12 protein-coding genes are annotated in these 12,825 nt (G+C 41.8%); 8 read left to right on the plus strand and 4 right to left on the minus strand.

Features of this window, described 5'->3' with window-relative positions; all coding sequences use genetic code 11:
* Positions 1–409: 409 nt before the first annotated feature.
* The 4 genes from hppD to JIG41_RS21885 all read left to right on the plus strand — a co-directional run bounded on the left by hppD (position 410) and on the right by JIG41_RS21885 (position 4,680).
* Positions 410–1,456 (plus strand): 4-hydroxyphenylpyruvate dioxygenase, encoded by a 1,047-nt coding sequence (hppD, locus tag JIG41_RS21870; protein WP_036969124.1) that lies wholly within the window; start codon positions 410–412, stop codon positions 1,454–1,456.
* 143 nt (positions 1,457–1,599) lie between these two features.
* A complete protein-coding gene (gene fahA, locus JIG41_RS21875; RefSeq protein ID WP_065978848.1) occupies positions 1,600–2,913 on the plus strand; it encodes a fumarylacetoacetase in 1,314 nt (437 codons plus the stop codon).
* A gap of 140 nt (positions 2,914–3,053) precedes the next feature.
* Positions 3,054–4,205, plus strand: coding sequence for a M23 family metallopeptidase (locus JIG41_RS21880; protein ID WP_199525468.1), 1,152 nt, complete (start codon positions 3,054–3,056; stop codon positions 4,203–4,205).
* Positions 4,195–4,680 carry a polymer-forming cytoskeletal protein gene (locus JIG41_RS21885; protein ID WP_036966948.1) on the plus strand — a complete coding sequence of 162 codons (486 nt, stop codon included), beginning with the start codon at positions 4,195–4,197 and terminating at the stop codon, positions 4,678–4,680. The genes JIG41_RS21880 and JIG41_RS21885 overlap by 11 nt, the downstream gene beginning before the upstream one ends.
* On the opposite strand, the gene JIG41_RS21890 is transcribed toward JIG41_RS21885, so the two are convergent.
* Positions 4,677–5,153: a hotdog fold domain-containing protein gene (locus JIG41_RS21890; protein WP_036966946.1), complete on the minus strand. Its 477-nt coding sequence runs from the start codon at positions 5,151–5,153 to the stop codon at positions 4,677–4,679. The two genes, JIG41_RS21885 and JIG41_RS21890, sit on opposite strands and share 4 nt — an antisense overlap.
* Before the next feature lie 182 nt (positions 5,154–5,335).
* Between JIG41_RS21890 and JIG41_RS21895 the strand changes: the two genes are divergently transcribed.
* The 4 genes from JIG41_RS21895 (at position 5,336) to JIG41_RS21910 (ending at position 9,772) form a co-directional block, all read left to right on the plus strand.
* Positions 5,336–6,508 carry a multidrug effflux MFS transporter gene (locus JIG41_RS21895; protein WP_036966943.1) on the plus strand — a complete coding sequence of 391 codons (1,173 nt, stop codon included), beginning with the start codon at positions 5,336–5,338 and terminating at the stop codon, positions 6,506–6,508.
* Between the two features lie 222 nt (positions 6,509–6,730).
* Entirely contained in the window at positions 6,731–8,569 is a 1,839-nt protein-coding gene (locus JIG41_RS21900; protein WP_199525469.1) for a S8 family serine peptidase, read from the plus strand.
* 97 nt (positions 8,570–8,666) lie between these two features.
* Positions 8,667–9,299: a LysE family translocator gene (locus JIG41_RS21905; protein ID WP_036966939.1), complete on the plus strand. Its 633-nt coding sequence runs from the start codon at positions 8,667–8,669 to the stop codon at positions 9,297–9,299.
* 8 nt (positions 9,300–9,307) lie between these two features.
* Positions 9,308–9,772 carry a methylglyoxal synthase gene (locus JIG41_RS21910; protein WP_036966937.1) on the plus strand — a complete coding sequence of 155 codons (465 nt, stop codon included), beginning with the start codon at positions 9,308–9,310 and terminating at the stop codon, positions 9,770–9,772.
* Between the two features lie 19 nt (positions 9,773–9,791).
* On the opposite strand, the gene yegD is transcribed toward JIG41_RS21910, so the two are convergent.
* The 3 genes from yegD to JIG41_RS21925 all read right to left on the minus strand — a co-directional run bounded on the left by yegD (position 9,792) and on the right by JIG41_RS21925 (position 12,797).
* Positions 9,792–11,159 carry a molecular chaperone gene (gene yegD, locus JIG41_RS21915; protein WP_199525470.1) on the minus strand — a complete coding sequence of 456 codons (1,368 nt, stop codon included), beginning with the start codon at positions 11,157–11,159 and terminating at the stop codon, positions 9,792–9,794.
* A 72-nt stretch (positions 11,160–11,231) separates the two neighbouring features.
* Positions 11,232–12,077: a DNA ligase gene (locus JIG41_RS21920; RefSeq protein WP_199525471.1), complete on the minus strand. Its 846-nt coding sequence runs from the start codon at positions 12,075–12,077 to the stop codon at positions 11,232–11,234.
* Positions 12,078–12,140: 63 nt separating this feature from the next.
* On the minus strand, positions 12,141–12,797 hold the full coding sequence (locus JIG41_RS21925; RefSeq protein WP_182395181.1) for an HAD family phosphatase: 657 nt from the start codon (positions 12,795–12,797) through the stop codon (positions 12,141–12,143).
* Positions 12,798–12,825 lie beyond the last annotated feature (28 nt).

Raw genomic sequence — 12,825 nt, forward strand, 5'->3', positions numbered from 1 at the left:
GAACGTCATTACCAAACGGCACCACACATAATGAATAATCCGTGGTTACAACAACGCAGTAAGTTTTTTAACAAACAACGCCAAAGTGTAAACTAATTAATACACACAAGCTAAATAAAAAGGCCAATATTGGCCTTTTTAACTCCTTTAAAAAAAGCATTTAAAGCATTTAAATTCAAAAGCTTAATAACGAAAAACAATGTGCATCATGCGTCCTATTAAGCCTTTCTATTTGCTTAAGCCTAGGGTGATTGTTGAAATTAAAATCATTGTCCCATTTAATTTACAAAACACACCGTCGCTAAATAAGCCTCAGATCTTCCCCTTATCGGTTTTCTGGTTAATCATCCGCTCATTACACAACAATAACTTTTTTAGCGCAGTGCTTATAATTGCGGGAGTAATGACAATGAGCGAAGTAAATAATCCGTTAGGTTTAGTGGGCATTGAATTCACTGAATACGCAACACCTGATGCAGATTACATGGACAAAGTATTTACTGATTTTGGTTTCTCGAAACTAAAAAAATTCAAAGGTAAAGACATTGTTTACTATAACCAGCACGACATTCATTTCTTACTAAACAATGAGCGTGAAGGTTTCTCGGCCGAATTTGCTAAAAGCCACGGCCCAGCAATCTGTTCAATGGGTTGGCGTGTAGAGAATGCTCAAAAAGCATTTGAAGTAGCGGTTGAACGTGGCGCAAAACCTGCCACTGATTCAGCACACAAAGACTTACCTTACCCTGCAATTTACGGTATTGGTGACAGCTTAATCTACTTCATCGAACAATTTGGTGACAAAGGTTCAATCTATGAGTCTGATTTCGAAGACTTAGAAGAGCAAAACGTTGTTGAAGACAAGGGCTTCCTTCGTATCGACCATTTAACAAATAACGTCTACAAAGGCACCATGGAAACATGGGCTAACTTCTATAAAAATGTATTTGGTTTTACTGAAGTTCGCTATTTCGACATTAAAGGTCAAAAAACAGCGTTATTATCTTATGCACTTAAATCACCGTGCGGAACCTTCTCTATTCCAATCAACGAAGGTAAAGATAACAACAACAACCAAATCGATGAGTATCTAAATGAGTACAATGGTCCGGGTGTACAACACTTAGCATTCCTAACGAATGACCTAGTAGGTTCACTTGATAAGCTAGACCAATCAACAATTGCAACGCTAGATATCATCCCTGAGTACTACGACACCATTTTTGACCGTGTACCTTGGGTTAAAGAAGACAAAGAAAAAATCCGTGAGCACCAAATTCTTGTCGATAGCCAGAGCGAAAACTGCTACTTGCTACAAATCTTCTCGAAGAACCTTTTTGGTCCTATCTTTATTGAGATGATCCAACGTGTAGACGACGGTGGTTTTGGTGAAGGTAATTTCCAAGCATTGTTTGAGTCTATTGAACGTGATCAAGAGCGTCGTGGTGTAATCTAAACCACACGTAACCAAAAAAGCAGCGTGTTTAACACGCTGCTTTTTGTCGTTTTGATTTCTGTTTTCAACGTAACTGTTTAAATTGCGCAGATTGCCTCCATATCACTATCTAACACATCAGCGCGAACTAATAAGGAAAGAGTATGAGCCTAATTAACGAAACCCATGATATTAATTTAAAAAGCTGGGTGAGTTCAGCAAACGAAGCGAACTGTGACTTCCCGATTCAAAACTTACCATTCGCAGAAGTTCGTCGTAAAAACTCAGACGAAGCGTTTCGTGGTGCCGTTGCTATTGGCGATCAAGTAATTGATTTAGCGAAAGTGAATGAACTTGGTATCTTCTCAGGTGATGCACAGGTTGCTGTTGCAGCGGCTAGCAAAGCAACGCTTAATGAGTTTATGGGTTTAGGTCAGCAATACTGGTCTGCACTGCGTCTTGCATTATCAAACGCACTTCGCGAAGGCGCCAAAGAGCAAGCTCAGCTTACTGACGCCCTCATTGCACAGGCTGATATAGAATTTGCACTGCCATGTCGCATTGGTGATTACACAGACTTTTATACCTCTATCTACCATGCAACGGCTGTCGGCAGCTTATTCCGTCCTGATAATCCTTTACTGCCTAACTATAAATGGGTACCCATTGGCTATCATGGTCGTTCTTCATCAATTGATGTATCAGGTCAAACATTCCACCGTCCAAATGGTCAAACAAAAGCACCTGACGCTGAAGTACCTTCATTTGGCCCGTGTAAACGCCTAGATTACGAATTAGAGCTTGGTATTTACTTAGGTAAAGGTAACGAGCTGGGCGATGCAATTGCCATCGAAAACGCTGAAAACCATGTATTTGGTTTCTGTGTATTCAATGACTGGTCAGCACGTGACTTGCAAGCATGGGAATACCAACCTTTAGGTCCATTCCTTGCGAAAAACTTTGCATCAACTGTCTCACCATGGATTGTAACAACAGAAGCACTTGCACCGTATAGAACACAGTGGACGCGCGATGAAAATGATCCGCAACCAATGGACTACTTAGAATCGACGCACAACCGTGAATTTGGTGCATTCGATATTAAGATGGATGTGCAAATTGAAACTGAAAAAATGCGTAAAGAAGGTCACGCTCCAACGCTAGTTTCTAAATCAAGCTTCAAGCACTCATACTGGACAGTGGCACAAATGGTCACACACCACACGGTAAACGGCTGTAACTTCCAACCTGGTGACATGCTTGGTTCGGGTACGCAATCTGGCCCAGAACACGAAGAAGCGGGTTCTTTATTAGAGCTTTCACGTGGTGGTAAAGAAAAAATCACACTTGAGAACGGTGAACAACGTACTTTCTTAGAAGATGGTGACAACGTTATTATGCGTGGCTGGTGTGAAAAAGAAGGTTTTGCACGTATTGGCTTTGGCAGAGTTGAAGGCACCGTATTACCTGCTAAATAGAAATACTTATCTATTTTCATAAACTAAGGGCATTTTTTGCCCTTTTTTTTGTACTTTTTTTAACTGAGTTACAATTTTTTGCTAGCTTTTTTAGTTCAGATTGCTATCTTAGCTCGGTTATTAGCCGATTTATGTACGCCATGTTAGTTAAACTTAAGTCTTTTTATCGCACGTTTTTTCCAGCTCGACAGCTGCTGATCCGTCAAAACGGCGAAGTAAAACACCTTATATTAGCACCTTGGGTACAATTAACGACTTTACTCGTCGTTTTAACCGCTCTTGTTTGGTTGAGCGTGTCAACATTACAAATCATTTCGCAAGCTGACAAAATGTCTCAAATAGAGCAAACCCAGCTTAGCAAACAACAAGAATGGCAAAAGCAATACCAACAACAGCAAGCCATTTACACAAAACAACTTGAACAATTGGCGGTGTTAGAGCAAAAACAAGCTTTACTGCAAAGCATGATTGAGTCTTTACCTGAGTCAATGAACAAACCAGCATTAAATAATGAGGCTGAACCTATCCTACTGCCGATTCAAGAGAACGCAGACGAGTTTCATGCCCCATTAGAAGACGAGCAACTACCTGCACAGGCAAAACAATACGAAAGCGCCTCAATGCGCATTACACGCCTTAATAAGAACTATGACTACACCTTCAATTTTTTAGATCAGCAAATTAAGCAACGCCATGAAGAGATTATCGCAATGCTTGAAGGGGCAGGATTAGACAGCGCACTTGCTCGCAGTTCTGTAGCTGAAGATACCGACACTGCACAAGGGGGTCCGTTAGACTTATTTGATGAGTCTAAAATACCCAGTCAATTTTTGGCCATTGCAGACAAACTCTTAGCATTAAACAATTTAGAAAATTTATTAAGTGAACTACCGCAAACACTGCCTGCAGCCGATTACTATATTTCAAGCAGTTACGGTTTACGTAAAGATCCAATGAATGGCCGTCGCGCTTTTCATAAAGGAGTAGACCTGGCAGGTTGGCACAAAACAGAAATTTTTGCGCCTGCTGATGGCACCGTACTTCGCGCAGGTCGCAATGGCGGCTATGGTAATTTTATCGAGCTACAACATAAAAATGGCTTCGTAACACGCTTTGGTCACTTAAATAAAATTAAGGTGAAAAAAGGCCAAACAGTCACTAAAGACGATGTAATTGGTTTAATGGGTAGCACTGGTCGAAGCACCAGCACGCACCTACATTACGAAGTTTTAGTGAATGGTAAACATGTCAATCCAGTTAAAATAACAAAGGCGCTTTCTCGTGTTCGGTAAGAAAAAACAAGCAGCAACCAGCAGTAGCTCATCTTTAAAAAGAACCAACCACACTCCCTCTATCATTGCAGAAGATATGCGTTTGACGGGCTCACTCACCAGCCAAGGTGAAGTTCAACTTGATGGTCGCATTGAAGGTGATTTGCGTGTAAAGCATTTAGTGATTGGCCTAACCGGTATGATTGAAGGCATGATCGAAGCTGATAGCGTGGTCGTTAAAGGTAAAATTATTGGTTCGTTGATTGCAAACAAAGTGATGATTGAAAGTAGTGCCGAAGTGCATGGTGATGTCTTTCACGACACTTTAAGCATTGAAGCAGGTGCAATGATAGAAGGCAGCCTAAAACATCGACACGAAGAAGACAACGTTGCCCCTATTAAGCCTGAAGCGGGCGAAGAAAGTACATCCTCGCTGCTAGTCGATGATGACAACGACTTGTCATTTGTTAATAAACAAGCCGCTGACAAGTCTTAACGCTTTTTAGCCGTTATATACATTGTAATGTCTGCGGTGAATACCAATTCATCGCGGCTGTTATACACCTTAACGGGTACAACTAAATCTTCTTTATCTAGCCATTGCCGAGGGAAATCTATCTCGGCCACTGCGCGCATATCACTATCCACTTTTGCTAAATAATTAACCGTCATACTTTTTGGGATCCAACGGTGCGTTTTAGCAGGTACGGTGGCATCAACCATTAGCCCTGCACATAATTCAGCAATATTACACTGAGCAATGGCATGTATCGTACCAATATGATTATGTATCGCACGGCGATTTTTAACCGTTGCACTGCAATAGCCCAATTTCAATTCATTGACGACAGGCTTTATTGAAGCAAAGTAAGGCGCTTTAAAACACACGGCTTTACTAAAAAGCCATTTTCCTTTTGGCAAAGACTGGCACTTCGACCAAATTTTTAACAGATTCGATTGTGAGCTCACGACATCTATCCAATTTTTTTATTAGAAATAAAAACTAACACATCAGACCAGATAGCGAAATGAAAATTTAAAGTAACCATTACTCGCGCAAACGAATGACAACGTATGTATCACACAATAACCCGCATCAACGCTTTTCTTTTCTTTAAGGGGCACATAAAATACCGTTTTAAGGAGAGCGAATGCAGTCACGCCAGCACAAAAACCCCAGTTTACTATTCATCTTAGGCCTTCTGGTTATCTTTAGCCCGTTAGCTATTGATATTTATTTACCGGCTTTTCCAACTATTGCAGACCAGTTTCATGCATCGGAGAAACAAGTACAACAAACCGTCGCAATTTTTATGCTGACCGTAGGACTTGGGCAGTTAATTGCAGGTCCTTTAGCAGATAAGTTTGGCCGTAAACCTGTCGCCATTGCAGGAGTAACTTTATATGGTTTGGCTGCGTATGGCGCTTATCTATCTCCTGACTTTACCAGCCTTATGTTTGCAAGAGCACTGCAAGGTTTGGGCGCCTGTGCAACCTTTGTCGTAGCATTTGCCATAGTTAGAGACAGATTTGGCAGTGAGCGCAGCGGTCAGATAATTACTTACCTCAATGGTATCGTGTGTTTTATCCCTGCCCTCGCCCCTATTTTAGGTGCGTGGTTAACGGTGCAATTTGGCTGGCGTATGAACTTTTTATTTATGGCTGCCTTTGCCCTCGCAGGCTTACTTATTACGCTAATACTTTATAAAGAAACACGCCCTGCCGACAGTGTATACAGCGGTCACATTCTTGATTTACGGCGCTTTATTCCCATAATCAGCACCCCTCTGTTTTTATTTCATAGCTTAATTTGTTTAGTGACTATGTCAGCAATTTTGGTGTTTGTGACCTTAGCACCCGGCTGGCTTATTACTGAATTAGGCGGTAGCGTCAGCGATTTTACTTTTTGGTTTACCTGTAACGCCGTGCTTAGCATTCTAGCTAGTTTCATAATGCCTCTGTATATAAAGCGACAACCTAAACGCGCATTAAAAATTGGCCTTATGTTATTAGTGCTCTCTGGCGGTTTAATGCTCATTTTAAGCCAGCAGCGTAGCGCTATTGCCCTCATGTTCCCCATGTTTATAGCTGCATTTGGCTTTGCATTAACTTTAGGGTCATCAGCCGGTAGAGCGTTAAGCTTATACCCAAAACAAGCGGGGACTGCATCTGCACTTATTGGTTTAATGCAAATGAGTGGCGCAAGTTTACTGGTGTTTATAACACAGTATTTAAACTTAGTTACGCCCGTTTTAATTGGTGTGCACTTCTTAATGCTTATACCTTTTGCTTATTTACTCTTAAAACACAAACACTTGTCATAGAGTTTAGTTCACATTCGTTACCAAATACGGGTAAATGAGAATAGTTATATTCTATTTACCCGTTTAGACTTCTCAATATAACATTAGATTATAAAAGACCTGTTTCTAGAATTTTTTGTTCCGTTTTTATGGATAATTTTACTTGTACCCACGGTTTTATTAAATTATTGTTTAATTAAGTTAACATTTAGTTAACTCAATAACACGTTTGGGATACGAAATATGAAAAAGAATAAATTAGCTTTAGCGTTAATCATCAGTGGTCTGTGCGCAGCAGGAACTGCACACGCAGCAAACGACCGTTATATCATCCAAGTAGACAACAATAAAAAAGGCGTGGTGAAAGCCCTTGCTAAAAAACTGGGTGGTGATATCAAAGTTGATGGTAATGGCTTTATTGCAGCACAATTTACTGGTCACGATTTAGCAAGCGTTAAAGGCTTACTTAATAACCCACATATTAAACTCATTGAAGAAGATCATAAACGTGTCCCCATGGCGGTATACAATGATGATGCTGGCAATGCAATGCAGCAACAGTTAACTCCCTATGCAGTATATCAGTCACAAGCTGATCAAGTAACATTTGATGCCAATGCCGGTATGAAAGTGTGTGTCATTGACTCAGGCCTTGATGCATCAAACCCTGATTTTGTGTGGGGTAATATCACAGGTGATAACGATAGTGGCACAGGCAACTGGTTTGACAACGGCGGTCCTCACGGTACTCACGTAGCAGGCACTATTGGTGCTGCTGACAACAACCTAGGTGTTGTTGGTATGGCTCCGGGTGTTGCTATGCACATCATCAAAGTATTTAACGCTGAGGGATGGGGTTACTCGTCTGATCTAGCTCATGCAGCTGATTTATGTTCTCAAGCAGGCGCTAATATTATCAGTATGAGCCTTGGCGGTGGTGGCTCAAACAGCACAGAATCAAATGCATTCGCAAACTTCACAAACGCTGGCGGCCTTGTTGTAGCAGCAGCGGGTAATGATGGAAACAGTGTTCGTTCATACCCTGCTGGTTACCCATCAGTAATGATGGTAGGTGCAAACGATGCAAACAATCAAATTGCTGATTTCTCACAATTCCCAAGCTGTACGTCGGGCCGTGGTAAAAATGTAACGACTGACGAAACAATCTGTGTAGAAGTCACTGCGGGTGGTGTTGATACCTTATCTACATACCCTGCTGGCATGGCAACGGCTGCAAGCTTAACCGCGGATAATACCGGCTATGCTACATCTGCAATGGAAAACTCAGGAAATGCTGCGGGTACAGCTTATTATATGGGTACAGCAGAAAGCGTTGATACAGCGGCATCAGGCAAAGTATGTATGATTGACCGTGGTGTCATTTCGTTCTACGACAAAGTGGCAAACTGTGAAAACTCTGGCGGTATTGGTGCAGTTATCATCAATAACGAAGCGGGTATGTTATACGGTACGTTAGGCGATACAAACAACACAAGCATTCCAGCCGTAGGCGCAGCACTTGAAGACCGTGCAGCTTTACTTCCAAGCACGAACATTAGCATTAACATTGGTACTAGCGATTACGGCTACATGAGCGGCACTTCAATGGCAACCCCTGCAGTTTCAGGTGTGGCAGCGCTGGTTTGGTCAAATCATCCACAATGTACTGGTACTGAAATCCGTGCTGCACTTAAAGCAACAGCCGAAGACCAAGGCGCTGCGGGTCACGACGTTTACTTCGGCCACGGTATTGTTAAAGCGGCTGCGGCTGATGCCTACCTAACAGCTAATGGCTGTGCGGGTGGTAATAACGGTGGCGGTACGACACCGGGTGGTGATGAAATTAGCTTATCAACATCAGGTTATAAATCAAAAGGTGTTGCGTATGTTGATCTTAGCTGGAATGGCGCAGCAACCAGTAATGTAGATATTTACCGTAACGGCAGCAAAGTAACGTCTGTAGCAAATAACAACAGTTACACAGACACAATTACAGCGAAAGGCGGCGGTTCTTACACTTATCAAGTATGTGAAGCACAAAGCACAACTGTTTGCTCAAACAATAGCACAGTCGCGTTCTAATACTTTCCCCAACCTCGATGAGCGGGCAACATTGCCCGCTTTTTCTTTTCTTGAAAACTTGTTAACATCAAGCACCTAGCTTTATTCACCTGTGCCAATGATCAATCCTGAGTTTTTACTGTCGTTTTTAGGCGCCAGTTTTTTAATCGCTATTGCCCCCGGTCCTTCTAACGCTTTTTTAATGGCACAAACCTTTGCAAATGGAAGAGCGGCAGGCTTGCAAAGCGCATTTGGTTTTGCGTTAGGCGGGGTTGTGCATACCTTTTTTGCTGTTATAGGTTTAACCGCTATTTTAAAAGCCTCTACAGTTGCTTATACCACGGTTCAATATTTAGGTGCTGCCTACCTGTGTTATTTAGGATTAACGACGTTAAAAGCAACGGTTAGCCAGCCTAATCCACAATGCGAAGATAAGCCCCATGTAAGCACCAGTAAAAAGCAGAATGTCATGTTTCAAGCCATGATGACCGAAGTGCTTAACCCAAAAGTTGCGTTGTTTTTTATTGCTTTTATACCGCAGTTTGTCGACCCGAGCTTATCGTCAACCACATTTCAGTTAGCATTTTTTGGATTACTCTATCCTCTTTTTGCTTTTCCTATCGACTGCACGTATATTTATTTCGGCGATAAGATAGCCAGTTACTTTCGTGATCACCCGCAAACCCAACTTTGGATTGATAGAATCACAGGACTGGTCTTTATTGCACTGGCAATTAACCTTCTAATATAAGAGCACTTATGGAACAAAAACAACAAGCCTTACCCGCCAAAAAAAATATTGCCCTTGTTGCCCATGATGGTAAAAAAGCAGCACTGAAAGCATGGTGTGAAAAACACAAAGCGATATTAAGTAAACACACTTTATATGGCACAGGCACAACAGGCCATTTAATAGAGCGTACAACAGGTCTTGAGGTTATTAAGCTGTTAAGTGGCCCAATGGGTGGAGATCAGCAACTAGGGGCTAAAATCGCTGAACACGAAGTGCATATGCTGGTATTTTTCTGGGATCCACTGGCTTCTCAACCTCACGACCCCGATGTAAAGGCGTTACTGCGTTTAGCTGCAGTGTGGAACATACCTGTAGCGTGTAATGAAGTCAGTGCAGATATGCTATTAAGCTCACCAATGATGGAAAGTGAGCTTAATCGTACGCTACCTGATTACGAGAAGTACTTAGCTACGCGCCAAGTAGCATTGTAATTTTTATCAATGAGCACATTTAGCGATAAAGCGTATGTGCCCATTTAGTTAATCCGGCTGTTACGCTGCCAAAATGGTCACCATTGAGCATATCAATATTTCCCAGATGTGTTTTTAAGGCTGCTTTAATTAATGGCGACTGGGCACTGCCTCCCGTTAAATAAATTACGTCGGGTGAAGTGCCGGCCTCTTGTATCGCCTGTTTAGCCAGTGCCACAATTTGGTTTATTGAATCTTCTACCGCTAAAGCTAAATCATTGAGCGTTAAACATTGACTCAACTCTGAATCTAAAAAGCTTAAATCAGTATTGAATGTGTCTGTTGATGAAAGTGCTATTTTTGCAGCCTCACCTTGCTGGACCAACTGGTGACCTTGCTTATTTTGCTGTAAATGAATTAAGCGCTTAAATAAATCAGGTTGCTGCACTTCGCGCAATTGCGTAATAAGTTCTCGATGATGAGCGTCACTATAAAATTGGCTTTGCAGGTTCACATCATTAATTTTGCACGCTTGCCAAAATGGCTGATTTGGTAAAGGTAAGCCCGACTTAAACTCAGTGCCTAAGCCTAATAATGGCATTAAGCCATGAAAGCTCAGGGCGATGTCTAAGTCATTGCCTCCTACTCGTTTACCACTGTGTGCTAAAAAGTCATTGTCGCGACATTGATTTTGACGAAAGCCTGGGCCCATCTGCACAAATGAGCAATCACTGGTGCCCCCACCAATATCAACTACCAGTACTTTTTTATCAGCCTGTAGCGACGTTTCATAATCAATCCCCGCCGCCAGTGGCTCATATAAAAATGATACCTCTTTAAAACCTGCACGTTTTGCTGCTCGTTCTAAAATTCCCAGTGCCTGTTGGTTTGACTCTTCCCCGCCCACTGACTGAAAGTTTACAGGCCGACCAATCACTGTTTCAGTTAAGTTTTGCTGTAAAGACTGCTCTGCACGCTGCTTAATTTTTAAGATCATCGCTGTGGCTATGTCTTCAAAAAAGTTAATTTGACCTTGCTTTAAGCCGACTGCGCCAAAAAATGACTTGGGTGATTTAACAAAATAACCTTCTTCTGGAAATTGAACATACTCGCTAATCGCTTCACGACCAATAAATAAGGTTTCATCGCCTGTTTGAATATCTAAATCAGACTTCACACGAGGTATGGTATTGAGTAGCGCTTGGCGCTGTGCCTTAAATTCAGCTTCTTGATCGCTCCCTGTCAAATGTTTCGCAACAAAATCAACAACAAGTGCACTATGGTGGGTATATAACGTTGATGGTAAATAGTGTTTGCCCTGCTCAAGCGGCACCAATGATACTTGCTGCTCATTATTCATAACACCTATTGCACAATTAGAGCTTCCGTAATCAAAGCCTGCAAACATTCTATCACCTATACATCAACAAAAAGGCCGCGAAATTTACCATAGTCGCGGCCATTTTTGAATGCTTAAACGTTACAGCGGTACTCGCTCATGTAAAAAGCTCGCGAAACGTGGCAAACCATTTTTAGTAAATCCATGATATTTATAAGTAATGGTGCTACCTATCGCAGGAGGAAATTGCCGTTGCTTATCAGAAAACCCCGAACCTATTTTGAATTCAACACCCTCGGCATTGCGCACCTTAAGTGCACCTAACATATTTTTATACTTACCTTTGCCTGGAAAGTGAGCAACCACGACCGCTTCTGCATCAAGATAAGGCTTAAGCTTTAACAAAGCATCACTGCGACCCGCTTTATGTGTAGCTAAAGCAAGGTGCAACATTACGCCTTCAGCGCCCTTCGCAACAAGCTCATCCATAAATAAGCTTAGCTGATGGTTATCGGTAAACCGTCTTTGTTTGACTGCTCTGATATGCTTTGCGTTAATTTGCGTTACTAAGCTTGCATAATTCTGATACCGCTGACTAAATGGCAACGTAGCATCAGGCATATCAAATACCTGATAACTTACTTTGTGCCACTCACTATCGTTCGGTTGATGTGTGCGAACAATCCCGCTAAGGTTGGCAAAATCTTGGCGTTTCGTCCACAACTCACCATCGAGCCAAACATCAGGCAATGGGGCTGTAAACCAAACGGGTGCATGGATGAGGTGACCATTACGAGTGACAAGTTTATTTCCTGTCCAAATGGCTCTTATACCGTCATACTTTTCGCTCACTAAGTAATCATTAATATTTACCTTGTCTGCATCATAAACATTAGCAAGGAGAACATCTGGGGTGACTGCTGCGGTGGATGAAAAACTGATAACGAGTAAAAACACGGACAAGTGTTTTTTAATAAAGGTAATCATAATTGCTTCCTTGCAGTAATTAATAACAACGTGACCATAATCGAGTAGTCACGTTTCCCTTTACTATAGTTTAGTTTGTACCCATTTGAAAACTTCTTGAAGATTTGCCATAACCGCTGCTGCTTTTGAAAAATCGTGTTCAACGGTAAAGTGATTAGGCACTGCAAACACACTAACATCAGCGTTATTTGCTGCTGTAACACCGGTAAATGTATCTTCAACAGCGATAGCCTCATCGGCATTAATATTCAGGCTTTTAAGGGCGAGTTGATAGGGTTCACCTGCAGGTTTAGGGTTTTTGACATCGTCTTTCGTGACAATACAATCAAACCAATCAAATATGCCATATCCCTTTAAAATCGGATACGCTTCATCTTTAGCACTTCCTGTTACTAAGGCCATTTTTAAACCACTTTCTTTAACTTGCTCAAGCACGTCTTTTGCGTGTGGCATTAAAGCCGGTAAGTTTGCACTCACAAAATGACCAAATGCAGTGTATTTCGCGTCTGTAAGCGCCTGAGGCGAAATAGTTAATTGATAGTTTTCAACCACTTCTTTCGCTGCCTCAAGGGTTGGCCTGCCCGAAAATCGCTGGCAAAAAGTGGCTTCATCATAGTGAACGCCAAACGGCGCTAAAATGTCATTCCAGATATTAAAATGCACACTTTCAGAGTCGACAAGTGTGCCATCCATATCAAACAATACTGCTTTTAAAGTCATCCTCATTCCTTTTACAGTCTAAAAGATA

This window comes from Pseudoalteromonas sp. bablab_jr011 (assembly GCF_016464045.1).
GTDB lineage: Bacteria > Pseudomonadota > Gammaproteobacteria > Enterobacterales > Alteromonadaceae > Pseudoalteromonas > Pseudoalteromonas lipolytica.